Annotated in this window: 25 protein-coding genes and 1 pseudogene; 19 read left to right on the top strand and 7 right to left on the bottom strand. The window is 39.7% G+C overall.

From position 1 onward, the window contains the following. Positions 1-54: 54 nt before the first annotated feature. Positions 55-462, bottom strand: coding sequence for a potassium channel family protein (locus BM098_RS08760; RefSeq protein ID WP_089832483.1), 408 nt, complete (start codon positions 460-462; stop codon positions 55-57). A 39-nt stretch (positions 463-501) separates the two neighbouring features. Beyond that, complete coding sequence (locus BM098_RS08755) at positions 502-1,860, bottom strand: aldehyde dehydrogenase (protein ID WP_089832480.1); 1,359 nt, start codon at positions 1,858-1,860, stop codon at positions 502-504. A 232-nt stretch (positions 1,861-2,092) separates the two neighbouring features. Here BM098_RS08755 and BM098_RS08750 point away from each other — a divergent pair, with 232 nt between their 5' ends. From BM098_RS08750 to BM098_RS08720, 8 genes and pseudogenes are all read left to right on the top strand, one after another. After that, positions 2,093-3,079, top strand: a complete 987-nt coding sequence (locus tag BM098_RS08750; protein ID WP_089832478.1) for a ring-cleaving dioxygenase — start codon at positions 2,093-2,095, stop codon at positions 3,077-3,079. A 280-nt stretch (positions 3,080-3,359) separates the two neighbouring features. Next, entirely contained in the window at positions 3,360-4,292 is a 933-nt protein-coding gene (locus tag BM098_RS08745; RefSeq protein ID WP_089832475.1) for an ABC transporter ATP-binding protein, read from the top strand. A gap of 10 nt (positions 4,293-4,302) precedes the next feature. Further along, on the top strand, positions 4,303-5,547 hold the full coding sequence (locus BM098_RS08740; RefSeq protein ID WP_089832473.1) for an ABC transporter permease: 1,245 nt from the start codon (positions 4,303-4,305) through the stop codon (positions 5,545-5,547). After that, positions 5,547-6,611 (top strand): ABC transporter permease, encoded by a 1,065-nt coding sequence (locus BM098_RS08735; RefSeq protein ID WP_089832472.1) that lies wholly within the window; start codon positions 5,547-5,549, stop codon positions 6,609-6,611. The genes BM098_RS08740 and BM098_RS08735 overlap by 1 nt, the downstream gene beginning before the upstream one ends. Positions 6,612-6,832: 221 nt before the next feature. Beyond that, positions 6,833-6,982 (top strand): annotated as a pseudogene (locus BM098_RS08730) (TetR/AcrR family transcriptional regulator); the annotation flags it as partial. A gap of 19 nt (positions 6,983-7,001) precedes the next feature. Beyond that, positions 7,002-7,148 carry a hypothetical protein gene (locus BM098_RS13740; protein WP_234987463.1) on the top strand — a complete coding sequence of 49 codons (147 nt, stop codon included), beginning with the start codon at positions 7,002-7,004 and terminating at the stop codon, positions 7,146-7,148. A gap of 106 nt (positions 7,149-7,254) precedes the next feature. Further along, positions 7,255-8,139: an ROK family protein gene (locus BM098_RS08725; protein WP_089832468.1), complete on the top strand. Its 885-nt coding sequence runs from the start codon at positions 7,255-7,257 to the stop codon at positions 8,137-8,139. A 187-nt stretch (positions 8,140-8,326) separates the two neighbouring features. Next, entirely contained in the window at positions 8,327-8,842 is a 516-nt protein-coding gene (locus BM098_RS08720) for an HD domain-containing protein (protein WP_089832466.1), read from the top strand. A 107-nt stretch (positions 8,843-8,949) separates the two neighbouring features. Here BM098_RS08720 and BM098_RS08715 read toward each other — a convergent pair whose 3' ends face one another. The 3 genes from BM098_RS08715 to BM098_RS08705 form a co-directional block, all read right to left on the bottom strand. Beyond that, positions 8,950-9,618, bottom strand: coding sequence for a phosphatase PAP2 family protein (locus BM098_RS08715; RefSeq protein ID WP_089832463.1), 669 nt, complete (start codon positions 9,616-9,618; stop codon positions 8,950-8,952). Next, on the bottom strand, positions 9,615-10,862 hold the full coding sequence (pepT, locus tag BM098_RS08710) for a peptidase T (protein ID WP_089832461.1): 1,248 nt from the start codon (positions 10,860-10,862) through the stop codon (positions 9,615-9,617). The genes BM098_RS08715 and pepT overlap by 4 nt, the downstream gene beginning before the upstream one ends. Positions 10,863-11,048: 186 nt before the next feature. Continuing rightward, positions 11,049-11,921 (bottom strand): MerR family transcriptional regulator, encoded by an 873-nt coding sequence (locus BM098_RS08705; RefSeq protein WP_089832459.1) that lies wholly within the window; start codon positions 11,919-11,921, stop codon positions 11,049-11,051. A gap of 229 nt (positions 11,922-12,150) precedes the next feature. Here BM098_RS08705 and BM098_RS08700 point away from each other — a divergent pair, with 229 nt between their 5' ends. The 10 genes from BM098_RS08700 (at position 12,151) to BM098_RS08655 (ending at position 22,791) form a co-directional block, all read left to right on the top strand. Next, entirely contained in the window at positions 12,151-13,647 is a 1,497-nt protein-coding gene (locus tag BM098_RS08700) for a phytoene desaturase family protein (RefSeq protein ID WP_089832457.1), read from the top strand. Between the two features lie 59 nt (positions 13,648-13,706). Next, positions 13,707-15,209, top strand: a complete 1,503-nt coding sequence (locus BM098_RS08695; protein WP_089832455.1) for a phytoene desaturase family protein — start codon at positions 13,707-13,709, stop codon at positions 15,207-15,209. 3 nt (positions 15,210-15,212) lie between these two features. Further along, entirely contained in the window at positions 15,213-16,043 is an 831-nt protein-coding gene (locus BM098_RS08690; protein ID WP_089832453.1) for a phytoene/squalene synthase family protein, read from the top strand. A 38-nt stretch (positions 16,044-16,081) separates the two neighbouring features. Next, positions 16,082-17,107 carry a type 2 isopentenyl-diphosphate Delta-isomerase gene (gene fni, locus BM098_RS08685; RefSeq protein ID WP_089832451.1) on the top strand — a complete coding sequence of 342 codons (1,026 nt, stop codon included), beginning with the start codon at positions 16,082-16,084 and terminating at the stop codon, positions 17,105-17,107. Positions 17,108-17,154: 47 nt separating this feature from the next. Then, the gene (locus BM098_RS08680) at positions 17,155-17,685 is read left to right on the top strand and encodes a hypothetical protein (RefSeq protein ID WP_089832449.1); all 531 of its coding nucleotides are present in this window, start codon (positions 17,155-17,157) and stop codon (positions 17,683-17,685) included. Then, a complete protein-coding gene (locus BM098_RS08675; RefSeq protein WP_089832447.1) occupies positions 17,686-18,516 on the top strand; it encodes a sulfurtransferase in 831 nt (276 codons plus the stop codon). It abuts the gene before it with no gap. A gap of 189 nt (positions 18,517-18,705) precedes the next feature. Further along, positions 18,706-19,695: an ABC transporter substrate-binding protein gene (locus tag BM098_RS08670; RefSeq protein WP_089832445.1), complete on the top strand. Its 990-nt coding sequence runs from the start codon at positions 18,706-18,708 to the stop codon at positions 19,693-19,695. A gap of 77 nt (positions 19,696-19,772) precedes the next feature. Continuing rightward, on the top strand, positions 19,773-20,759 hold the full coding sequence (locus BM098_RS08665) for an ABC transporter permease (RefSeq protein WP_089832443.1): 987 nt from the start codon (positions 19,773-19,775) through the stop codon (positions 20,757-20,759). Further along, complete coding sequence (locus BM098_RS08660) at positions 20,759-21,553, top strand: ABC transporter ATP-binding protein (protein ID WP_089832441.1); 795 nt, start codon at positions 20,759-20,761, stop codon at positions 21,551-21,553. The genes BM098_RS08665 and BM098_RS08660 overlap by 1 nt, the downstream gene beginning before the upstream one ends. Positions 21,554-21,606: 53 nt before the next feature. After that, the gene (locus BM098_RS08655; RefSeq protein ID WP_089832439.1) at positions 21,607-22,791 is read left to right on the top strand and encodes an aminotransferase-like domain-containing protein; all 1,185 of its coding nucleotides are present in this window, start codon (positions 21,607-21,609) and stop codon (positions 22,789-22,791) included. A 31-nt stretch (positions 22,792-22,822) separates the two neighbouring features. On the opposite strand, the gene BM098_RS08650 is transcribed toward BM098_RS08655, so the two are convergent. Then, positions 22,823-23,260: a YueI family protein gene (locus BM098_RS08650; protein WP_089832437.1), complete on the bottom strand. Its 438-nt coding sequence runs from the start codon at positions 23,258-23,260 to the stop codon at positions 22,823-22,825. A 218-nt stretch (positions 23,261-23,478) separates the two neighbouring features. On the opposite strand from BM098_RS08650, the gene BM098_RS08645 reads away from it, so the two are divergent. Next, positions 23,479-24,252, top strand: a complete 774-nt coding sequence (locus tag BM098_RS08645) for an ABC transporter ATP-binding protein (protein WP_089832434.1) — start codon at positions 23,479-23,481, stop codon at positions 24,250-24,252. 223 nt (positions 24,253-24,475) lie between these two features. On the opposite strand, the gene BM098_RS13735 is transcribed toward BM098_RS08645, so the two are convergent. Then, positions 24,476-24,706: hypothetical protein (locus BM098_RS13735; RefSeq protein ID WP_234987462.1), on the bottom strand; the 231-nt coding region annotated here is incomplete at its 5' end.

Genomic DNA, 24,706 nt, shown 5'->3' with positions numbered 1-24,706 from the left:
CAAGGGTTATTTGGACATATTCATCTCGTATGTTAGTCGTTTCCTTTAAACTATTCATGAATCACGATCCGATTGATTCGAATTATTCCAGGCCGTTAAGAAAAAGGCAGAAGGTATGAGTAAACCAAGACTTGCTTCGAGTAAGCTGAAAATTTTGGCCACACCGACAGGGACTAAATCACCGTAACCAACAGATAGTAATGTCACACCACTAAAATATAAGTAATCACCGAAGTGGCTAATCGTGCGATTATTGACAGTGTCATGAACGACAACATAATCGTTTAAGAAAAGGCTATAATAGATCAGACTAAACCCAATGAAGACAATAAATAACGTTAAAAAGAGCCGTAAAAACATCGCTTGACTAAACTCAGTCAACGTATAGCGTTTATGTTTAATAAACCAATAGAATTTAACAATAAACAAAACGACAACGGCGCCAATGAGTAAGTTAGCCACAAAAACCCTCCTTTCTTAAATGTAGGAAATAAATCTGTCTTACTTCATTAATTTTTTCACCCATTTTAAACCCGCTTTTTGATTAGGGTAGCGTAACGGGACGTCGAACATTGTCGTCTGTTTTAAGATACTCTTTTGATGGGTGAACGTATCGAATGAGAATTTACCATGATAATTCCCGGTCCCGCTTTGACCGACACCACCAAAGGGTAAGTACGGGGTAGCTAGGTGATAAATCGTATCATTAATACATCCGCCACCAAACGGAATTTCAGCAATGACTTTTTCTCTTGTGTAATCTCTTTCAGTAAAGAGGTAAAGGGCTAATGGTTTCGGTTGTTTCGTAATGTCATCAATAATAAAATCAAGATTTTCATATGTCATGACCGGTAGAATCGGTCCAAAAATCTCTTCAGCCATCACCGGCCTATCCCAAGTGATGTCAGTTAAAACAGTTGGAGCGATAGCGCGCGTCTCTTTGTTGGTGTCACCACCATAAAAAAGTGTCCCATCATCTAAAAAGTGCGTCAGGCGGTCAAAGTGCTTGTCACTGACAATGTGTGTATAGTCAGGGTTTTCAAGTGGTTGATGTGAATAGAGGTCTTCGATCGCGTCTGTTAAGTACGTTAAAAAGTCGTCTTTCACATCTTGATGGACATAAACGTAATCAGGTGCGACACAGGTTTGTCCCGCATTAATAAATTTACCCCAGGCAATCCGTTTAGCCGCTAATTTTAATGACGCATCCTCATGGACAATCGCCGGACTTTTACCACCAAGTTCAAGTGTGTGCGGTGTTAAATATTTGCTGGCTTTCTCCATCACAATTTTTCCGACATTGACACTACCGGTAAAGAAAATATAGTCAAATGGTGTGTCTAAAAGTTGTTGGGACACGTCAACCCCACCTTGTTTTACCGCAATAAATTCGGGAATAAACGCAGCGGTAATGATTTTTTTAATCACTTCCGCTGTATGTGGGGTTAATTCAGACGGCTTAACAATCGCTGTATTTCCCCCAGCAATCGCCCCGATAAGTGGTGCCATTGCGAGTTGGAATGGATAATTCCACGGAGCGATAATCAATGTGACCCCGTAAGGATCAGGGTAAATCTTACCCTTAGTCCCAACGTGGGTGAGTGCTGTTTTCACTTTCTTAGGTTTCATCCATTTCTTTAAATGTTTGATTGTATAATCAATTTCGGTGTAAAGAATACCAATCTCGGTCGTATACGACTCAAATTCTGATTTATTTAAGTCTTGGTGTAATGCCTCAATTACTTCAGCTTCATAACGTTTGATCGTATCTTTCAAATGGTTTAATGCTGTTAGGCGGTGTTGCAGCGGTCGTGTTTGCCCACTTTTATAATAACTTTTTTGTTGATCATAGATATGCATGTATTTCGCCAACCTTCTTTATAGTTTAGTGATTTAAAAATCACAGTTTCAACTTATATTCTAATTTATATTTATACCCGAAAATGACGGGAATTAAACAAATAAGCATTGTCTTTGACGTGTACATGGTTCTCGAGTTATATTTATCTCAAATTAAAGATAATTTGTGAAAAAGATAAAAATCAGGCATAGATGCCAGTTTTTTATTAACCGAAGAAAAGGATGTGAGAAGATGGTTCAACCATTAAAAGGGATTCACCATGTAACTGCAATGACGAGTAGTGCAGAAGAAATTTATCGTTTCTTTACCTACGTGTTAGGGTTACGTTTAGTAAAGAAAACTGTTAATCAAGATGATATTAATACGTATCACCTCTTCTTTACCGATGATAAGGGTAGCCCAGGAACAGACATGACCTTTTTTGATTTTCAAGGGATACCAAAAGGTCGCCACGGGACGAATGAAATTGAACGTACCGGATTTAGAGTGCCATCAGACGAAGCACTCGCGTACTGGAGAAAACGCTTTGATCACTATGATATTAAACATGGTGGCATAACGGAACAATTCGGAAAAAAGGTCATTAATTTCATTGATTTTGATGATCAATATTATCAGTTGATCTCAGATGAACAAAATAGTGGAGTAAATGGCGGAGAACCGTGGAAGAATAGCCCGGTACCGGATGAATATCAGATTATTGGCCTCGGACCGATTCATATTACGATTGAAAAATTCGATTTCTTTAAAAAGGTACTGACAGAAGTGCTTGGGTTTACCTTAATTGACCAAGCAGATGAAAAGCATTTATTTGAAGTAGGTGAAGGTGGTAACGGGGCACAAGTCCTCGTCCGCCATGTGACGAATAAACCAGATGGACGTCAAGGATACGGGACAGTTCACCACGTAGCTTTTAGAGTCGAAGACAGAGAAGCGCTAGATGGTTGGATTGATTACTTACCACAATTCGGCTTAAGAACCTCAGGTTATGTCGATCGGTTCTTCTTTGAATCACTCTATGCCAAAGTAGCCCCACAGATTTTGTTTGAATGGGCGACAGATGGGCCTGGTTTCTTAAGCGATGAACCCTATGAAACATTAGGTGAGAAATTATCATTACCACCATTCTTAGAGCCAAAACGTGACGAGATTGAAAAAATTGTGCGTCCAATTGATACAAAAAGAAGTAATAAGAAGATTGAAAAAGAATATTTCTAATCGATAGAAAATTATGAAACGAATAATAGGTAGTATAGGAAGGGTATATGTAATCCATCGTCTTCGAATACCGTGATTCAAAGGACTTTTATGCTTTGAGTCACGGTATTTTTATCATTGCTGAGCAGTAATATGTTATAGCGATACAGTTTAAAAGTCACGATGTGGAAAAAAGTAAAGATTATAACTATTAAATAGTACGTGAGTTATATATACTTGACGTGATGGCGGTACGTTAGCTATTAAAGGTTCACACTGAAAATATGGATGAGGTGAAGACATGTTAGAAGTGCAAGGATTATCAAAATCATTTAAAGATTTACAAGCAGTGAAAGATGTAAGTCTTACATTAAAAGAAGGAGAATCGGTCGGGTTACTGGGACCAAATGGTGCCGGTAAGTCAACAACGATTCAAATGATGTCGACTGGTCTAACACCCACGTCAGGTCAAGTAATCTATAATGACAAAGATGCGCTGAAGAACCCGAAGCAATTACGACGTGACTTAGGGGTTGTGCCACAAGACATTGCTTTATACGAAGAATTATCTGCCTATGAGAATTTACTGTTTTTTGGTCGATTATATGGACTGAAAGGAAAAGCGTTAAAAACAAAAATCGAAGAGGTGTTAGCGCTTGTTGGTTTAAGTGATCGAAAAAAAGACCGGGTGAAAAATTATTCCGGTGGGATGAAACGCCGGATTAATATTGCGGCTAGTTTACTCCATAACCCGAAAGTATTAATTATGGATGAACCGACCGTCGGGATTGATCCGCAATCAAGAAGTTATATTCTTGATTTAATTAAACAACTCAACAAAGAAAATCATATGACGGTTCTGTATACATCGCATTATATGGAAGAAGTTGAAAAACTCTGTGACCGGATTTATATTATGGACCACGGAGAAGTGATTGCGAGCGGAACAAAATCAGACTTACAGAACTTGATGCAAGAAGAGGAAACAGTCTGGGTGGAAACGTTAGAGAAAAATCAAGCGTTTAAACAAGCACTTGAAGCTGATCAAACAATCACGCAAGTCATTGAATCAGACCAAGGCTATAAAGTGATAGCCGAAAAACGAGAAGACTTGCTTGGTGACTTATTTGACTATGCTAAAGTACATCACGTAAAACTAACGGCGTTAGCGATTCAAACCCCGACCTTAGAGGACGTTTTCCTGCATTTAACTGGTAGAAAGCTCAGAGATTAGAGGTGATGGTATGTTGAATTTATTAAAAAAAGATATTTTAACCATCTCTAAAGCTCGTTCAGAGGTATTAATTTTACTTGTGATGCCATTTGTCTTAATCACCATCTTGAGTCTGAGTCTGGGTGGTTTAATGACGGGTAGTGCCGAGATTGAACCGATTCATTTAGCCATTGTTGACGAGACAACAGAACGTGATGGTGATTCGGCAATACTGTTAGATCAAGGACTACCAGATGAACAGGCAAAAGCTGTGATAGACAATTTAAAAGTCAATCGTCAAATTATAGCTGTTATCGAGACGCTTGAGAAAGAACAATTATTAGTGACCGAGTTGATGACAACAGAAGCTGCAAACGAAGCATTAAATCATGCAGATGTCGAAGCTGTATTAACGATACCAGATGCGTTAACAACCCAAGTCCTTGCGGTGATGAACGGTGGTGAGGCAACCGAATCACTTCGGTTAGAAGTGATTGATGAGACGACGATTCAGTCGCAAGTCTTGCGTCAGATCTTTCACCACTTCACGTCAGAATACAATTTAATGATGAGTATTCAAACAATCAAAGGAGACACGCTCGTTGTACCAGAAGACGTGACCTTAGGTGAGATTGATACAATTGAAACAACGACAGAAGTCTCGGCGTTTCAATATTTTACAATTGGAATGGCGATGATGTTCAGTCTTTATGTCGCCTCATCAATTAGTTCAAATGCCTTTATAGAAAAGAAACAAGATGTTTTGTTAAGGATGATGTTAGCGGGTGAAAAACCGGTCCGTTATTTACTTAGTAAAGTCGTGAGCGGCTATGTATTAGCCGTGATACAACTTGGGATTTTATTTGGGCTATCACAACTGTTATTTGATACCTTTAGTGAGCGCTCGGGTGAATTTTGGCTCACGATTATAGCGGTCACTTTTATTTATGCGACGGTGATAGGGGCCTTAACGGCGTTGTTAACGTCACTGACCTTAATGATGCCAACCGATTCTGTTTCAGGTATCTTTAGTGGGCTCGTTGTAACTCTTTTTGCTTTCTTAGGTGGGAGCTTTACTCCGGTCGAACAAATCTCACCGTTTATTCGTACACTCGGTAACTGGACCCCGAATGGGGCGATGATGACCGTGTACTTACAACAAATTCAAGGCTACAGCTTGAGCGATAGTATGCCGCTATTAATGCGGATCCTGTTGTTAAGTGCGATTCTTTTCATCATTGCCTGGGGTTTATTCCCGAAAAGGAGGTTTAGCTAATGTGGACTGTCTTTATGATGCAGTGGAAGCGCCTGTTGAAACAACCGTTTGTTGTGTTAACATTCTTTGGGCTTACCCTCTTATTTGTCACCTTCTTAGGTCAAAGTCAGACGACCGGTAAAGTCGGTGTCCAAACCTATACAGACGATTTATCTAATCCGGCGTATACCATGCTGATAGATGAATTAAACGACAGCGATCAATTTGAGTTTAGACAAAGTGACAGAACAACGGTTGAAGAGCGGATTAAAAATAATCAACTCAGTTTTGCGGTCGAACTAAATGAGGCGTCTTTTAGTTTCTTAGTCGGGCAATCATCTTTTTCACAACCGCTCGTTCGTGAATACTTAACGGAAGTGTATCAAGAAAAGCGCTGGTTAGACGCGAATGATTTAACGGAAAGTGACTTGAATAATTATATTCCACTAGAAACAACCTCCGTTGATACAGCGGGAGACTCGATCCAATATCAAACCCAAGTTGTGGTTGGTATGACGCTTTATTTTGTGATGTATACCGTCCTGTTTCAAATGATGAGTATTGCTGAACAAAAAACAGACGGGACGTGGGAGCGGATGATGTTGTCCCCCGTGTCGAAGATGAAAATTTTTAGTGGCTTATTTCTCCATTACTTCCTGATTGGTTTCATTCAAGTTGGGCTCAGTTTTGTCATCTTCACGCAGTGGATTGGCTTCTCATTTGGCAATCACTACGGGTTACTCTTGTTATCAATTAGTCTCTTTTTAACTGCGATTGTCGCTTTAGGTTTGATGCTTGTCAGTTTAGTAAAAACGCCGCAACAACTTCAAGCCGTCATTCCAATTGTCGCGACAGCTTCAGCGATGCTTGGCGGGGCGTTTTGGCCATTAGAATTTGTCACACAGCCAGTGTTACTCATCTTCAGCCGGATCATACCGATTCGCTACGGTATTGAGACATTATCTGACGTGATTGTCCGTGGTGCGTCAATGAGTGAGCTTGTGTCGGGTTATGGCTTCTTAATCGCCTTAACAGTATTATTTGGTGCTATCGGTGTCTTTTTCCTTGAACGAAAGCAGGGTTAAAAAATAGCTGAGAAAAAGAGGTTGTATCTTACGGGAATATCGTTATTCAAGGTGATGCTAGACAGAAGCGTAAGTTAATATTAAAGCATAAAAATAATAATTGACCACCCTGGTCTACCGCTTTATAATGAAGTCGACCAGGGTGGTCTAATTTGTGTTTTACGAGGATTTTAATAGACGTTAAACGGTATAAGTCATGTCAATCTTTAAGGAGAGAGCGTATGACGACAACTTTTCATAATGTTGAACCGGATAAACAACAACGAATTATTGAAGCAGCAATGAAACATTTTGCTGAAAACGGTTATAAAGATGCTTCAACAAATAAGATAGTAAAAGAAGCAGGTATTGGTAAAGGGATGCTATTTTATTAGAATCCCAAATTGGCTGATGGCTGTGTCACCTTTCTACTGGACTCCAGAATTACCTGTGGATGCGTTTAATATCTGGCCATTAGTGACGTTAACAGAAATAAGTCTAATACTTTTCATCATTGGTGGTGTCGGTTTTATCTCACGTGATATCCGGCAAAATTAAGCGATGGCTGTTTAAATAATAATGGTTGCTTTTTTCCTAGAAAGCGTTATGCTTGAGTTAATGGATATATTTAGCTGGAAATTAACTTATATTGGAGTGAGAACAGATGTATATGGTCTATGATATTGGTGGCACGTTCGTTAAGTATGCTTATGTTGATCGAACAGGTGAGGCAGTAAATTCGGGTAAGTTTGAAACACCGTATGTTGATGCTGAAACGTTAATTAAACAGATAGTTGCTGTCGCAAAAACCTACACAGGTGTTCAAGGACTCGCCATCAGTTGTCCTGGCACCATTGATGTTCAAACCGGTGTTGTGTATCACGGTGGTGCTCTTAAGTACTTACATGAAGTAAATATGAAACAACGTTTATCTGAGGCGCTTCATCTACCGGTGTCGATTGAGAATGATGCCAAATGTGCCGCACTAGCAGAATTATGGAAAGGCAGTGTGAAAAATCACTTAAACAGCGTTGTATTAGTTATTGGTACCGGTGTAGGTGGCGCTATCATTATTAACGGGGCACTTTATCGAGGCGCACATTTAGAAGCAGGTGAACAAAGTTATGTGATGGACCGTTATGATGTCCAAACGAATAAAGCAACATTTGTCGGTGAAACGTGCTCAGCCTCACTGACAGTTAAAGAAATCGCCGAGACTGTTGGATTAGAGGCGCATGATGGTGAAGGGGTCTTTCGGTACTTAAATGCTGGCCACAGAGAAGCCCTTCAAATCTTTGACCGGTTCTGTCATCACTTGGCAGCACAAATTATTAATTTACAGTATGTTGTTGACCCAGAAATATTTGCGATTGGTGGCGGTATTAGCGTGCAACCACTCTTTATAGAGCGGTTAAGAAAAGCAATTGCTGAGATATTAACTCAGAATCCTCACCATGTCGCAAAGCCGAAATTAACGACCTGTCATTTTAGAAGTCAAGCTAATGTTTATGGCGCATTATATCAGCACTTACTCGAATATCAATCATAAATGAATGCTTATCCTTTGATGGGATGAGCTTTTTTTGCTTCTTTTCTCCTTTTAAATGAATAAGGCGTAGGTATGAAATAGCCGCCTGTACGTTTGCTAAAGCAATCAATTGGGAATGGTAAACTAACTTGCGTCTTTTTTAAAAACGTGCTAGGTTAGTAAGAAAAAATAAAGGGGGGCGATTCGATTGCGACAAGTCAGACTAGAAGAGTTATATCATCATCATATTGTGCAAAAGTATGTCAATCGCTCCGGTATGGCTCATGCGATTGATGTTGCTGAAGTTGCCTTAGAGATTGCGGAGGATTTTGGGGTTGATCCGGATTTAGCAACAAAAGCAGGCTTCTTACATGATATTGGTCACTATGAATGGTATCGTGATGGGGAATGGGACTATGATTTATATAAAGAAAATGATATTCATGCGATTAAAGGCGCAGAACGCGCGCATAAATTATTGATTCGTTTAGGTGAAGATCGTAAGAAAGCCAAAGCAATCGCACTTGCGATTCTTTTGCATACCGATTCCTATTTGCCAGAAGGAAAGTTAAACTTAACCCCACTACAACAGCTCGTACATGAAGCCGATACGAAAGTAGAAGAAGTTGGGGGTAATCACCACTACCGTAAAATTAGTCATGAAAAAGCACTTGATAGAATTCAAGCGCTGGACCGGCAAATTGATTATTTTCTTAGTGACTAGAGTGATTAACTGGATCAAAGGTATTTTAAAAATAGGTATTTATTAAAGCCGTAAGTGATAGCTTCGTCACTTACGGCTTTAATGTTTGGTTTTACAGGTGATTAGGTTCAATTTTTTCGCCAGATAAAGAGAATACTTAGAATAGATACGCCAAGCCAAATAAAGCTCAGTGTCGCACCGGCAATGACATCAGTAAGGTAGTGGACGTGCAAGAACACACGACTCATCATCACGTTAACAATGATGATACTGAGAATGAGACTTAAAGTGATTTTAAGCGCCCGTCTTTGTTGACTAATGATGACAAGAAAGATGAGGAAACCATAAAAGGCCATCGCACCTGTCGCATGTCCGCTAGGAAAACTGTAACCAATCCCGTCAAAAGCCTCAATCACATTGGGACGATCGCGGCCGAAAAACTGTTTGAGAAGTAACGTTAATCCGGATGTTCCGGCCATATTAATAAGAAACATTGTCACAAGAAAGCGTTGTTGATAAAACTTCACTAACACAAATATCGTCACAAGTGAGGCGGCAATGAGAAACCAAGCTGAACCGAGTTCTGTCACCCAACTGTAAAAGGTATAAAGACTTTGGTTTTCCTCTAAAACAAGCGCATCTTCGATGACGCGGTCGATATAGAACCCTTCTCCTTCAAGCACGTCTTCAGCGAGTTCAATAAAGAGCGCACCGGCAAGATACAACGTGATAAAGCTAAGACTTAAGAAGACTAAAGAACGATGTGCCTTGATAAACCTTCGAATGTCTCCAATCATAATTTACCCGCCAAGTAGTAGTTAGGAATCAGTTCAGCGATTTTACAAATGGTTTGAACCGATTTTGTCATGTCATCCAGTGAGGCAAATTCAAACTTACCGTGGAAATTTTCACCACCAGTAAAAATATTAGGCGTAGGCAGTCCTTTGTATGATAGCTGGGCGCCATCTGTCCCGCCACGAATCGGCTCAATCACCGGTTGAATGTTTAAGGTAGTCATTGCTTCACTCGCCACATCAACAATGGCCATTTTTTCTTCAATCTTATTTTTCATATTGTAATACTGATCATTCATCTCTATCTCGATCGCCGCATCACCGTATTTTTGTTTAAACTCTAGCACCATCTTATTGAGTCGGTCTTTTCGTTGATGGAATTGATCGGTATCGTGATCACGAACGATATAATAAAGTTCAGCCTGTTCGACATCACCTGACATTGATAAGAGGTGATAAAAACCTTCATACCCCTCAGTAAATTCAGGTGCTTCGTCTTTTGGTAAGCGGTCATGAAACGCCATTGAAAGCTTTGTTGCGTGGACCATCTTATTTTTAGCGGTACCTGGATGGACGTTATTACCGAAAAAGCGCACTTTCGCATAAGCGGCATTAAAACTTTCATACTGCAATTCACCAATAGGTCCACCATCAACTGTATAAGCAAAGTCGGCTCCGAAAGCATCGACGTCAAATTCGTGCGGTCCCCGACCAATCTCCTCATCAGGGGTGAAACCAATTCGGATATCCCCGTGCAAAATATCAGGATGTTGAATAAGATAGGCCATTGCCGTCATAATTTCAGCTACCCCGGCTTTATTATCAGCACCAAGGAGCGTTGTACCGTCAGTAGTGATCAGCGTATGTCCAAGATAGTTTGAAAGTTGTGGGTACTTTTTTGTTTCCATGATGATTTGTTTATCAGTGTTTAAGACAATGTCGTCACCATTATAGTCTTCGTGTAGTTGCGGATTAACATTTGTCCCAGTAAAGTCAGTTGCGGTATCGACATGGGCTAAAAAGCCAACCGTTGGTACGGTAGTGGTGGTATTTCCTTTTAAAGTTGCGAATAAATAACCGTTGTCATCAAGCGTCACATCAGTCATGCCAAGGTCAAGTAATTCTTGTTTTAATTGGTTAAGTAAGGTCCATTGTTTAGCGGTCGATGGACATGTGTCACTTGATTCATCGGATTGGGTATCTATTTTTACGTAAGAGATAAAACGGTTTAATAAAGTATCCTTCATATCATTTATTCCTCCAAAGTGTTTTTCATAAGTGTAGCATGAATTCTAAAATATTTAAAACAAGCGATTCATCCCCCACTTCGTGCTAATGCACTTGAGGAAGGTATCTTCTCGCTCTAAGACGATAAAAAATCACCTCAGGTTAGGAAAACTCGAGGTGATTAATTGAAGTAACACGTTAAAATATTAAGCCATCGTGTCCATCACCCATGTCGTCCAGTCAACGGGATCAGGACTAATCAAGTATGAATGAAAGCGTTTGGGTAATTCTGATGCTTGTTGTCCACCGATGGCCAGTTTAACGTGAGGGAAATCTTTATTTAACGTATCTAAAAATGTTATCACATTCTCTAGTTCATGTGATGTTGTTAGTGAGATAGCCGCTAAGCGAATATCGTTTTCTGCGATCATTTTCTTCACATCGTCAAGCGGGGTGGCTTCGCCGACGAATAAGACGTCAATGCCATGTTGTTTTAAGAAAATAGAAAACAACAACAGCCCAATTTGGTGCATTTCATCGACCGGACAGACCGCAACGGCCGTTGCGCGTTTTGATTTTACTTCATAATGATAGAAGTAATGCGCAATTTGTTGCTGGATAAAGTGACTCATGTAGTGTTCTTCCGCAACAGATAAGTCTCCGTGCTCCCACTCAAGTCCAATTCGCGTTAAAATAGGGATGAAGATATTGTGAAAGAGAATATCGATTTCAATTAATTCTTTTAAGTCTTCGACGTAGTTGCTCGCTTTATCTAACTGATGATGTTTCAGTAATAAAAATAACCCGTCAATAAAACGCGGGTAGTCATCTTTTGAAATTTGTGCTTTTTTAATATGTTGCCGTTTATCTTCAAGTGCTTGCATGGCTTGACCGATGGTTAAGTGGTTCTGCTTTTTTTGTCGGATGACCCACTTTAAATCTTCTAAATGTTCATCGGTATACACTCGTGTTCCACCATCTGTGCGGTCTGGTAAAATAACGCCATAGCGATTTTCCCATGCCCTTAAGGTGATAGGAGAAACGCCCGTGAGTTCTGCGATGCGTTTAATGCCGTACATAGCTCCACCCCTTTTTTTCTATTTAAAAGTATACAAAATCCTCACTTGTTTGTCATGATTTTAGACAAGCATCAGCCTTTTTAACTTTTTAAATTAGATAGATTAAGATTCTACAAAATAAAGTATAATTCTATACAAAAGTTATACAGTTATTATATAATGATTGTAAGGAAAAGTCACGGAAAAGACATATGAATTAGAAGGAATTAAAAGAAAGGCGTGAAGTGTGATGTTAAATCAGTCCGTTAGTGTGGTTGGTGCAGGTCCGGGTGGTCTTGCGATTGCGATGCAGTTGTTACATAAAGGTTATCATGTGGATGTTTTTGAAAAGGCAGCACAAGTAGGCGGGAGAACGTCAAGGTTAACCGTAGGCGATTTTCATTTTGATTTAGGACCAACTTTTTATATGATGCCATCAGTCTTAGAAGAAGTGTTTACAGAGAGTGGACGCGATCTTAAAGATTATATTCCAATGACAGAAGTTGATCCGCTTTACACCTTAAAATTTGGTGACATTGAATTTAAACCAAGTCGTAATCACCAAAAGACATACGAAGAAATAGAACGATTATTTCCTGGTAATGGTAACGGTTATTGGCGTTTTTTAAAGCGAGAAAAAAAGAAATTTGATGTTGTCAGTAATTTATTAAGAAAACCGTTTGGCTCGCTGACGGATTATATGTCCAAAGAAGCGATTACGGCGTTACCTCATTTAGATGCATTTGAAACAGTATATAGTTGTTTATCCAAGTACTTTGATGATGAACGATTAAAATGGGCGTTTTCTTTCCAGTCAAAATATTTAGGCATGTCAGCTTGGGATTGTCCTGGGACATTTACGATGCTGTCCTATTTAGAACATTCCGGTGGTCTTTTTCATCCGACAGGCGGTGTGAGTCAAGTATCAGAAAAAATGGCGGATGTAATCAGGGAATTAGGTGGGACGATTCATTTAAATACTCCAGTTAAGCGAGTTTTAGTCGAAGACAAACAAGCTATCGGTGTAGAGTTAGTAAGTGGAGAAAAGAAGTACTCAGATGATGTCGTCATTAATGCTGACTTTGGTTACGCGATGATGCAATTATTTGACCAAAAGGATTTAACAAAATATAAAAAAGACAAATTAGATAAAAAAGGTGTATCCTTATCGACCTTTATGTTGTACTTAGGAGTTGATCAACCGCTTGATTTACCACACCATATGATTCTATTTGCGAATGATTATGAACAAAATGTTAAAAATGTCACGTCTGGTGGGATTTTGTCGGATGATGACTCAATTTACGTCCATAATCCGTCGAAACTTGATCCCACACTGGCGCCGCAAGGGAAGTCGTCTCTGTATGTTTTAGTGCCTGTCCCTAATTTAGAAGCGGATATTGACTGGGAAAAAGAACAGCCCATATTACGAGAGAAAATACTGGGCCGGTTAGAAAAAGAGCCAGGTTTAGAAAACTTGCGTCAACATATCGAAGTAGAAAAGATTGTGACGCCGCAAGACTGGCAAGATGAGTACAACGTATATAAGGGTGCGACTTTTAATTTAGCACATAACTTATCACAGATGATGTATTTCCGTCCTCACAATAAATTTGAAGATATTGATCATGTCTTTTTAGTTGGTGGTGGAACACATCCTGGTAGTGGGTTACCGACGATTTATCAGTCCGCGCTGATTAGTGCGCGTTTGTTAGATCAACAATATGTCATAAGAGAGGACAACTGACCTGTTCTTTTAATGATGAATAGAGAACGAAAAGAGCGAGACTTAAGTCTCGCTCTTTTATGCCATATACACATGAACTAAAGAAGGGGGGAAGACAAGTAACGAGTGGTTATTTGTCAAGAGTGATGACGAAGATAGCAGTAGTTGGTGGTGGAATTGGTGGTATTACGGCGAGTTTATATTTAAGGCGTTTAGGGCATGAGGTGACATTATACGAACAGTCAGACCGATTAGGTGGGCGATTAACCTATGAAAGACAGGGTCACTATGAAATAGATCAAGGTCCAACGATTGTGTTGTTGCCAGAATTACTCAAAGAGATTTTTCATGAGGTAGGATTTACAGACGACCAATATGAGTTAATCCAGGTTGATCCTGTTTATGATATTCATTTCAAAGACGGTACTAACTTTCGGAAACACCGTGATCCGGCTAAAACAAAGGCAGAAATTGATCAGATATTTCCGGGTGACGGTGACGGATTTGAACGTTATTTACGTGAAATGAAGGGCGTATATGACTTCGGCGTAAAGGCGTTTTTAACACGTGACTTTCAAACTAAACGTGACTTTCTATCGTTAACCAATTTAAATTTTGTCCTAAAGTCGAAATCATACCGAACGGTGACGGACTATCTGTCACGATTTTTCAACGATCAACGGCTAAGGGCGGCCTATAGTTTACAAACACTCTATATTGGTGGTGCACCGCATCAAGTTCCAGCTTTATACGGGTTAATTTCTTATAGTGAACATGCCTTTGGTGTCTGGTATATCAAAGGCGGGTATTATTCACTCATACCAAGACTAGAAACGTATTTATATGATCAAGGCGTGATTGTAAAAAAAGAAACGAAGGTTGATAGAATCATTGTTGAAAATAATCAGATAAAAGGCCTGATTTCTTCCGGCAAGTCTGAATTATATGATAAAGTAGTGTATAACGGAGATTATCCAACGATAGAAGGTCTGATTGATCATCATAAAGTCTGGAATCGGCCATTAAAACCATCGAGTGGTTGTATTTTGGTCTATTTAGGCTTATCGAAACAATATAACGATCAGCTGCCCCATCAATTTTTCATGTCAGGTGATTTTAATTACTATATGAAAAGTGTCATGGAAAAACAAACACTACCAATGGATCCATCACTTTATGTGTTTAATCCAAGCGCGATTGAACAACAATCCCAATTAAATAGCACATTGTATGTCCTAATCCCTGTTCCAGCCGCTATTGATCCTACTGAAAAAGAGCTTCACACTTTCGTTGATAAGCAATTAAGCTGGTTAGAAGCAGCCGCTTATAAAGATTTAACGAAACATATCGAGTGGAAAAAAGTACGCACACCGCGTGATGCTGAACGAGATGGTTTATATTTAGGAGGGGGGTTTGGCGTTAGTCCATTGTTGTCACAATCTGGTGCCTTTCGTCCCCAGATTGTTCACCCGACGATTAAAGGGCTGTATGCGGTAGGGGCCAGTGTTCATCCAGGTGGTGGGGTCCCGATTGTCATGCAGGGGGCGCGATTATTGAAACAAGCAATAGAAAGAGGAGAGTAAGGCATGTATTTAGCGAAAGATTTACGCGAGCAAGCGAAAACAATGATGAAACAAGGGTCATCAAGCTTTTATCATGCGTTTAAATTCTTACCAAGACAAGAACGCGAAGCGGTTTATGTCGTGTATGCATTTTGTCGATTAATTGATGATGCGGTTGATGAACCAGAAACATCCGTTTATACGATTGATGAGATTAAGACGCACTTTGATCAGTTAGAGAAAGCCGAAGGCCATTTTATTTGGCCCGCACTGCGCTGGGCATTTGATGCTTTCCCACTGACAAAAGCTCCTTACTATATTCAGATGAGTGGTCAGTTGTTAGATTTCAAGCAAACTGAATACGACACGATGGCTGCACTTGAAGATTATTGTTACCGAGTGGCTGGCAGTGTCGGTGAAATGCTGATCCCAATTCTGCATCCGGATCCAACAGATGAGCTCATTCAAGCCGGTATTCAACTTGGTAAAGGGATGCAGATTGTCAATATTATTCGTGATGTTGGACAAGATATGACACTGAACCGGCGCTATTTGCCCCTAGAAGTATTTGGCCGACACGGTTATACATTAACGATGTTTGATAACCAAGAAGTTAATGAGCAATTTAAAGCAGTGATTGATGATTTAACTGACCAAGCTGATCTGTGGTTTACCGAAGGCCTAGCGTATGTTGATCAATACCCGAAAAAAAGTGCGCTTACCCTAAAATTAGCGGCTCGTTACTACCGTGAGATTATACAAGTCGTTAAAGAAAATGAATATCAAGTCTTCAATAAACGCGCATTTGTGACAGATAAGCGAAAACTAACGTTGTTTAACCGTATTAATCAGTAATATATTAACCATTTTAGATGGAGAGGGGGTAGTCATAAATGACAGAATCGATTCACCAACGAAAAGCCGAACATATTAAATGGTGCTTAACAGATGAGGTATTAGGGGAAGGAATTACGACAGGATTAGAGAAGGTTCGATTCATTCATAATGCCTTACCAGAAATAAACTTTGATGATGTGTCGCTTTCGACGTCTTTATTTGGCGAAACAATCAATACCCCGTTTTTAATTAGTTCAATGACGGGTGGGGCAGCACTTGCCGGGAGTATTAATGAATATTTAGCGCGTGCGTGTGAAGCGCGAGGGTGGGTGTTTGCGCTAGGGTCCACGCGCGCCTTAATTGAAGATGAGCAATTTAGACAATCATTTAAAGTCCGTCCTTACGCACCAACAATACCGATTATCGCGAACTTAGGAGCGGTCCAGCTTAACTACGGCTTTACTGAAGCGATGTGTCAAACAATTATCGATGAGACAGAAGCAACAGCACTTGTACTGCACCTTAATTCGATTCAAGAATTAATTCAAACAGGAGGCGACACAAACTTTGAGTCACTGTTACCGAAGATTGAATCACTCGTTAAAGCACTCGATGTCCCTGTCGGTGTAAAAGAAGTCGGTTTTGGGATTGATGGTTACTTAGCCAAACAGCTGACGAATATCGGTATTCAATTTATTGATGTTGCCGGTGCTGGTGGGACGAGTTGGTCCCAAGTCGAAAAATTACGTTCACAAGATAAAGTGAAAAAACAAGCGGCCGAAGCATTTACTGGCTGGGGTATCCCAACTGTGGAAAGTTTACGCGCGGTTCGAGCAAATACCAATCAGCCTGTGTTTGCATCAGGTGGGATGCGCACGGGTGTGGATGCAGCTAAAGCGTTAGGGCTAGGTGCTGATCTCGTTGGATATGCGCGTGGTATACTAAAAGAAGCAACGGATTCTGTTGAAGCAGTGATGGAAACGATGGCGATTCGAGAACGCGAGCTTAAGATGGCGATGTTTGGTTTAGGCCATCAAACGATTGCTGACTTAAAACAATCCAGTCGTGTTATTATCGATTAAGACGACATGTTAATCTGATAAAGAATACAATTAGAAAGAGGTTATATATGAAAAAAATACTAACAACATTAATCATTAGCTATATCGTTATCTTATTTGATATTGAGTTAAATGGTTTTGATTTACTATTTGATAGCGTTGGCTATGGGTTCATTGCCTATAGTTTGTATCAGTATAATCAAGCGGAATTTACTGATTTACGAATCGTTTTACCTATTGTAGGAGCAGTGATTGCTTTTATTGATGCGCTTTTCTTTTATAATTCTACGGATATACTTGGTTCTCTCAGCTGGAGTGTCATGAGCATCATTCATTTCCTTGTTGTGCTAGAAATACTAAAGCTGTTACATAGTCGGGCAAAATCTTATCAATATCAAGATTTAATAAATGGGGTTGAAAATTTAAGAAGAAGTTACCAACTTATTTTTGGTGTGAGCTTTGGCTTGAATGTTTTTGTCCTCCTGTTACCTAATATCGTGACAGGCCTTGCTGCTCTAGTCTTTATAGTGTTGTTGATTATCGCTGAAGTTAGGATTATCTTTAGAATTAATAAGTTTCGTACATTGGAGGTTGCTTAAATGTCATTTTTAATTGAACCAGAAGCATTACTTGATTCAATCGATCAATATACTATCATCGATACACGTTTTGAACTAATGGATCAAACAAAAGGTCAAGCGCTATATGAAGCTGCTCATATACCAGGAGCTGTTTACTTTGATTTAAATAAAGATTTATCAAGTATGCCCGGGACCCATGGTGGTAATCATCCGTTACCAGATGAACAGGTCTTTATTGATAAATTGCGGACGATTGGTATTACGCCAGATACGGAGGTCGTCATTTATGATCAGGGCAATGCGATGTTTGCCGCTCGGCTCTACTGGTTATTTGATTATTACCAACACCCATCAGTAAAGGTGCTCAATGGTGGTTTTAATCGCTGGGAAGAGCTTCAGTATCCTGTCACTTCGGTCGTAAAACGAAAACAAACATCATCGACGCCGTTTATTAAAAATAATGATTTGATCGTTGATATTGATTATGTGATCGAACATAAAGATGATTTTAATATCACACTGACAGATGCGCGCAGTCTAGAGCGTTATCTCGGTCAAACCGAACCACTCTATCATAAAAAAGGACACATTCCAGGAGCAAAATGCTTTGACTGGCAGCAAGTCTTAAACAGTGATGGAACGTTTAAGTCAAATGCTGAACTTGAAGAAGTGTTTAAAGAGTTAAATAAAGATGAGGAAATTATTCTTTCCTGTGGGTCCGGGGTCTCTGCTTGCATGAATTACCTCGCTTTAAAGTCACTCGGATATAGTAATGTGAAATTGTATCCCGGGAGCTTTAGTGATTGGATTAGTCATCCTGAGTTACCGGTTGAAACAAAACAAGAATAATAGATTGACACACAAGTGATCAACGCTTGTGTGTTTTCTTTTGTCTTTTAATTTAACTTTGACGAATATTATCGTGAATTTTTAGATTATTTAAAAAACATAGTACTCGAACGGTAAGGTTTGTGTTATAATAATCGTCATATATTCTGAAAATTTAAAAAAGACAAACAATAAAAGGGGAGACAACAGATGAAAAAATGGTTAGGTATGGTGATGTTACTTATTACCACAATTGCACTAGCAGCTTGTGGTGCTGCAGATGAAGAAACAGAAGCAGAAAATGAACAAGGAACAGAACAAATATATACAATTGGGGCAAGTCAATTTGTTGAACACCCCTCACTTGATGCGGCATTTGAAGGGTTTAAACAAGCACTGACAGATCAAGGTTTAGAAGTTGAGTATGATTTCCAAAGCGCACAAGCGGATCAAACGAACGCATTAACGATCGCCCAAAGCTTTAGCTCAGATCAAGTTGATTTAATTTTTGCCAACGCAACGCCGAGTGCATTGACGGCCTTACAAGCAACGAAAGATATACCGATCGTGTTTACGTCAGTAACAGATGCGGTGAGTGCGGGATTAGTTACAGCGATGGATTCACCAGGAGACAACATTACCGGTGTTGTTGATATGCATCCGGATGCAGTGAATAATACCGTACAATTTATTGATCAATATTTTGAAGGTGCAACTGTTGGGATGATTTATAACACGGGTGAACAAAACTCGATCGTCCAAATTGAATCGGTGAAAGCAGCAGTGGAAGGCACAAGTCTTTCAATTGTTGAACGTACCGTATCGACCTCAGCAGAAGTGCAACAAGCTGCTACGTCATTAGTTGGTGAAGCGGATGTCTTTTATATTGTCACTGATAACACTGTTGTATCAGCTCTAGAGAGCGTTGTTGGGGTAGCGAATGAACAAGATATTCCTCTTATTGTTGGTGAGCCCGATTCACTTGCGCGTGGTGGTTTTGCGACATACGGCATTGATTATTACACAATTGGTTACCGCTCTGGAGAGATGGCCGCGGATATACTAACGGGCGACAAACAACCCAATGAAATCGCGGTTGAATACCCACCAGAAATGCAATTGTTTATTAATAAAGAAGCAGCAACAGAACAAAATATTACCTGGCAAGACGCTTGGGACGAAGAAGCGGCTATTGAATAAAAGATAAAAAGAACAGTCGACTAAACAAGCATATCGTTATGTTTAGTCGATTTTTCTTATCGTGAAGGGGAGTTATTATGTTTATTTCAATGTTTAATGCGGTAGAATCAGGGGTTATTTTTGCGATTATGGCTTTAGGTGTTTACTTATCTTTTCGAATTTTAGATTTTCCAGATTTAACGGTTGACGGGAGTTTTGTGACGGGGGCGGCAGTGTCAGCTTTAATGATTGTGAATGGCATGCCAACAGGTGTTGCGATATTAGGGGCGTTACTTGCCGGTTTTCTAGCTGGTAGTATGACGGGACTCCTTAATACGAAGGGCAAAGTTAATCCCTTGCTGTCTGGTATATTAATGATGACGGCCCTTTATTCGATTAACTTAAGGATTATGGGGCAATCGAATATCCCACTTTTGAATCAAGAGACGTTTTTCACTCAATTGCGCACAATCTTTGATTCCCTTGGGATTAATCAATTCTTTGATCAAGGCTTAGCCGCATTAGGTGTAGAGAACTTACCCGCAACCTATTCCGCTCTTATTATTATGCTCGTTGTCACATTCCTGATTAAATTTGTGACCGATTATTTCCTAAAGACGGAGATTGGTCTTGCCTTGCGTGCGATTGGAGATAATGAACAAATGATTCGTAGTTTTTCAGCCAATACCGATCATTTAAAAGTGTTAGGATTAGGCGTTTCAAACGGTCTTGTAGCTTTAGCTGGTGGTTTATATGCTCAGTTTACTGGTTTTTCTGATTTAAATATGGGGATTGGGATGATCGTCATCGGTCTAGCATCGGTTATTATTGGTGAATCTGTGGTTGGGACAAAGACAATTGGTCGAACCACGCTCGCCGTTATTGTTGGTGCTGTGATTTACCGGATTGTTATTACCCTCGCGATTCGGTCGGATTTTTTAGATAATGGGGATACGAAACTTATTACGGCCTTACTTGTCGTTTTAGCATTAGTCGTACCAAAAGTGGTTGAGACAACAAAAGAGAGTAACAGAAAAAGAAAGAAACGCCAAATATTAAATCAACAAGTAAGGAGGGGTGCATAATGTTAAAAATAGAGGATTTATCCATCACATTTAATGAAGGAACGCCTGATGAAAAAAAGGCGTTACAACATATTCAACTTGAGCTAAAACCAGGTGACTTTGTAACAGTAATCGGCAGTAACGGGGCAGGAAAATCAACGTTAATGAATATGATCTCAGGCGCTTTATTTCCGGATGTTGGTATAGTTGAAATAAACGGTCAAAATGTGACGACACTAAAAGAACATAAACGAGCCAAAAAGATTGGCCGTGTCTTTCAGGATCCAATGGCGGGCACCTCACCCAAAATGACGATCGAAGAAAACTTAGCTATTGCTTATGCCCGTAATAAAACAAGAATGTTAAAGCCAGGTGCCAATAAAAAACGACGGGTGTTATTTAAAGAAGAATTAAATCGACTGCATCTTGGATTAGAAAATCGGTTATCGGCTAAAGTTGGTTTACTCTCAGGTGGTGAACGGCAAGCGTTGTCATTATTAATGGCGACCTTTACTCAACCTGATATTTTATTATTAGATGAACATACCGCCGCGCTTGACCCGTCACGAGCGGAGTTGATTACGAGTCTCACTGGTGAGATTGTGAAAGAAACCAACCTCACCACTTTAATGGTGACGCATAATATGCAGCAAGCATTAGACCTTGGTAACCGATTAATTATGATGGACAAAGGTCAAATTATTTTAGATATAGACGGAGCTAAAAAACAAGCCTTAACAATTGAAAAGTTATTGCAAGAATTTAAACGGATCCGCGGAACAGATATGGATAACGACCGAGCAATACTTGGTTAGCAATATGGTATAATAATGAATATGAAGACAGAAGGTAGAAAGAAGGGAATGTAATGAAGTATGGTTTTGCAGATCGTGTCCGTTATTTCGACTCATCAGCTGTACGCGATATTTTAAAGGTAGTCAATAAAGGGAATGTGATCTCTTTTGCGGGTGGCTTACCAGATGAAGAGCTTTTCCCAGTTGAAGCTGTTGACGCCGCCTTTCATAAAGCAATTACTTCAGGTAATAAAGCGCTACAATATGCTGAAACAGAAGGTTTACTTGAATTAAGACGGCAACTAGCTGAACGTATGTTGGAAAAAGGAATCAAGAAAGACCCGGATGATATTCTCATCACCTCAGGTTCGCAACAAGCCATTGACTTATTCTCTCGGATTATGTTTAACCCAGGCGACATTATTCTAACCGAGAACCCAACCTATTTAGCGGCACTACAAGTGTTCAGTTCATACGAAACAACGGTCATCCCAGTTGATTCAGATGAAGATGGTATGATTGAAAGTGACTTAGAAGAAAAGATAAAAACACATAAACCAAAGTGTATTTATGTTGTCCCAACCTTCTCAAACCCTGAAGGCAAAGTATGGTCACAAGCACGCCGCGAGATGTTGTTGGAATTAGCGGAAAAATATCACGTGGTGATTATGGAGGATGATCCTTATGGTGATATTCAGTTTGACCCAGCTTCTATGCCCGATAGTTTAGCGTCAATGGACAAAGGTAACGAGTATGTCGTTTACACGAGTACGATCTCGAAGACGGTTGTTCCAGCGATGCGTCTTGGTTGGATTACAGGGCCACATCAGATTATCCGCTTAATCGCTCAAGCGAAACAAGCGGCTGATCTTCATACCAATTCAATTAGCCAGCATGCGCTTGTACATTTACTTAACGATTTTGATTTAGATGCCCATATTGAGACGATTCGTTCAACGTACAAAGGACGTATGGAAGTAATGAAGCGTTGTTTGGATGAGGCGAATATTGAAGGACTAACATATTTAGAACCAAAAGGCGGGATGTTTTTCTGGGTAACGTTACCAGTCCATATGGACCCTGAGAGTTTACTAACAAAGGCAGTTGAGAATGGTGTTGCCTTTGTACCTGGTCAACCATTTTATGTTGGTAATAAGAAACGTTCGACGATGCGTCTGAACTTCACGAACAGTTCACCGGAATTAATTGAAGAAGGCATGAAGCGGTTAACGAAAGTTTTAACGGCTGTTCATGCATAAGAAAAAAGCCTAGTCGCGATCCGACTAGGCTTTAGTTTTTTCCAAACAGTTTTTCAAAAAAAGATGGTTTTGATTTTGGCGAATGTTCTTCTTTTACAGGTACAGGTTCCTTATAAAAGATATCATCGATATCAACCGCATGGTCATAAGTGACGACAATGCCATACGCATTTTCGTTTGAGTCTTCATCAAGGATGGTATAGTTTTTTTCGTGTTTTAAAGCGATGCGCCGATAAGGACTCAATGTGTTTAATGAATGTTGGGCATTAAACAACAAATCCACGTCTTGGTGTTGTTTGAGTACTTCATCAAAGGCTTGAAGTCCTTTTTGTTGGCTCACTTGTTCTTGTGTTAAGACAAAAGCAGCGCGTTCGCGTAAGCTTCCTAAAAATAATCGCCGTTCATCAGGTTTTGTGTGCTTAGATCCGTACATACCTTCTTGTAAATAATCATCCATGTTTTTTGGCATTGTTCTCACCTCGCATTAAGTATAACATCTTTTGATGACGGCTCCTATAACTAAAGTAATGGGAATCATCAACAATGATAAGGAAATGGGTAACGGTTCATAAACGTTTTATTATAATAGAAGGAAGTCGTTTAATTCATGTTAATATGAGAGTAAGTCTAATGAAAAATAAGAAAGCGTGAGTTAAAGAGTCGTTGATAAAAAAGGAGTGATGAAAGATGATTCAATTAGAACACGTCGGTCTATTACGGCAAGGTCAATGGATTTTAAAAGATATTAACTGGGAAGTAAAAGCGGGCGAACAGTGGGTTGTACTTGGCTTAAATGGTGCGGGTAAAACGGCTCTCCTTCATATGTTAAGTGCCTTTCACTTTCCAGTCACTGGCGAAGTGACGGTATTAGGTCGACGATTCGGTAAAGATCCACTTGGCGAGGCACTTAGACAAGACATTGGTCTTGTATCGCAAACATTAAAACAGCGCTTTTATGTAGAAGATACGGCATATCAGATTGTGTTAAGTGGTGGATTTAGCTCGATTGGGCTTTATGAAACACCGACCGATCAGATGCGCAAAAAAGCAAAACAATTACTGAAAGATGTCGACATCTTTCACTATGCCGATCAGGCATACGAGAAGTTATCACAAGGTGAAAAGCAACGGGTGATGATTGCGCGTAGTTTAATGCAGGACCCGAAGCTGTTAATTTTAGATGAACCGACTACTGGTTTAGATTTTGTGGCCAAAGAACAGTTACTTGAGACGGTTGAGTCGATTATGAAGAAAGACAATCCACCCCTCGTGTTATATGTGACGCATCATGTTGATGAAATCTTACCGACATTTACTCATGTATTGATGTTAAAAAATGGAGAAGTTTTTCAGTCAGGTGAACGACGTGCATTATTAACTGAAGCAAGTTTGACTAACTTCTTTCAATTACCATTAGAGATAATGTGGCAACGCGAGCGCCCATATTTATTTAAAATATAACAGAATGTGTAACGATCAATATTTTTCGGGAGGTACCTATTATGAAGTAGATCATTCGACTCTTGTCGCTCATTATTTTGATCACCTTGCTCTATAGCCTGTTTAGTGACAACACTTTACCTACTCACATAGTGATGATTGTATCGCTGTCATCCTTTATCTTATCCTATATAGGTAAGAAGCTAGATGAAAAACTAGATAAAGTCAACAACTCATCATCTCATTAAGGTGTGATTGCCTTGATGGGGTGTTTTTTTATCGCATTAAGGCGAGAAGACACCTTCCTCAAGTGCGTCAGCACTAGGTGGGTGATGAATCGTTTGTTTTGAATATTTTTGAAGTGACAAACATATATTCCGCATGGTATAATTAAAGCACTAACAATGACCGTCACAAAAAAAGAGAGGGTGTGTATCATGGGCATGAAGGCCATTTTTTCAAATCGCTTATATAA

This window comes from Halolactibacillus halophilus, assembly GCF_900115605.1.
Taxonomy (GTDB): domain Bacteria; phylum Bacillota; class Bacilli; order Bacillales; family Amphibacillaceae; genus Halolactibacillus; species Halolactibacillus halophilus.
This window is presented reverse-complemented; position numbering and strand designations above follow the sequence as displayed.

Excerpts from the sequence above, each read along its gene's own strand:
- BM098_RS08755 (WP_089832480.1), bottom strand. The coding sequence starts at position 1,860 with ATGCATATCTATGATCAACAAAAAAGTTATTATAAAAGTGGGCAAACA.
- BM098_RS08750 (WP_089832478.1), top strand. The coding sequence starts at position 2,093 with ATGGTTCAACCATTAAAAGGGATTCACCATGTAACTGCAATGACGAGT.
- BM098_RS08745 (WP_089832475.1), top strand. The coding sequence starts at position 3,360 with ATGTTAGAAGTGCAAGGATTATCAAAATCATTTAAAGATTTACAAGCA.
- BM098_RS08740 (WP_089832473.1), top strand. The coding sequence starts at position 4,303 with ATGTTGAATTTATTAAAAAAAGATATTTTAACCATCTCTAAAGCTCGT.
- BM098_RS08735 (WP_089832472.1), top strand. The coding sequence starts at position 5,547 with ATGTGGACTGTCTTTATGATGCAGTGGAAGCGCCTGTTGAAACAACCG.
- BM098_RS13740 (WP_234987463.1), top strand. The coding sequence starts at position 7,002 with ATGGCTGTGTCACCTTTCTACTGGACTCCAGAATTACCTGTGGATGCG.
- BM098_RS08725 (WP_089832468.1), top strand. The coding sequence starts at position 7,255 with ATGTATATGGTCTATGATATTGGTGGCACGTTCGTTAAGTATGCTTAT.
- BM098_RS08715 (WP_089832463.1), bottom strand. The coding sequence starts at position 9,618 with ATGATTGGAGACATTCGAAGGTTTATCAAGGCACATCGTTCTTTAGTC.
- pepT (WP_089832461.1), bottom strand. The coding sequence starts at position 10,862 with ATGAAGGATACTTTATTAAACCGTTTTATCTCTTACGTAAAAATAGAT.
- BM098_RS08705 (WP_089832459.1), bottom strand. The coding sequence starts at position 11,921 with ATGTACGGCATTAAACGCATCGCAGAACTCACGGGCGTTTCTCCTATC.
- BM098_RS08700 (WP_089832457.1), top strand. The coding sequence starts at position 12,151 with ATGTTAAATCAGTCCGTTAGTGTGGTTGGTGCAGGTCCGGGTGGTCTT.
- BM098_RS08695 (WP_089832455.1), top strand. The coding sequence starts at position 13,707 with ATGCCATATACACATGAACTAAAGAAGGGGGGAAGACAAGTAACGAGT.
- BM098_RS08690 (WP_089832453.1), top strand. The coding sequence starts at position 15,213 with ATGTATTTAGCGAAAGATTTACGCGAGCAAGCGAAAACAATGATGAAA.
- fni (WP_089832451.1), top strand. The coding sequence starts at position 16,082 with ATGACAGAATCGATTCACCAACGAAAAGCCGAACATATTAAATGGTGC.
- BM098_RS08680 (WP_089832449.1), top strand. The coding sequence starts at position 17,155 with ATGAAAAAAATACTAACAACATTAATCATTAGCTATATCGTTATCTTA.
- BM098_RS08675 (WP_089832447.1), top strand. The coding sequence starts at position 17,686 with ATGTCATTTTTAATTGAACCAGAAGCATTACTTGATTCAATCGATCAA.
- BM098_RS08670 (WP_089832445.1), top strand. The coding sequence starts at position 18,706 with ATGAAAAAATGGTTAGGTATGGTGATGTTACTTATTACCACAATTGCA.
- BM098_RS08665 (WP_089832443.1), top strand. The coding sequence starts at position 19,773 with ATGTTTATTTCAATGTTTAATGCGGTAGAATCAGGGGTTATTTTTGCG.
- BM098_RS08660 (WP_089832441.1), top strand. The coding sequence starts at position 20,759 with ATGTTAAAAATAGAGGATTTATCCATCACATTTAATGAAGGAACGCCT.
- BM098_RS08655 (WP_089832439.1), top strand. The coding sequence starts at position 21,607 with ATGAAGTATGGTTTTGCAGATCGTGTCCGTTATTTCGACTCATCAGCT.
- BM098_RS08650 (WP_089832437.1), bottom strand. The coding sequence starts at position 23,260 with ATGCCAAAAAACATGGATGATTATTTACAAGAAGGTATGTACGGATCT.
- BM098_RS08645 (WP_089832434.1), top strand. The coding sequence starts at position 23,479 with ATGATTCAATTAGAACACGTCGGTCTATTACGGCAAGGTCAATGGATT.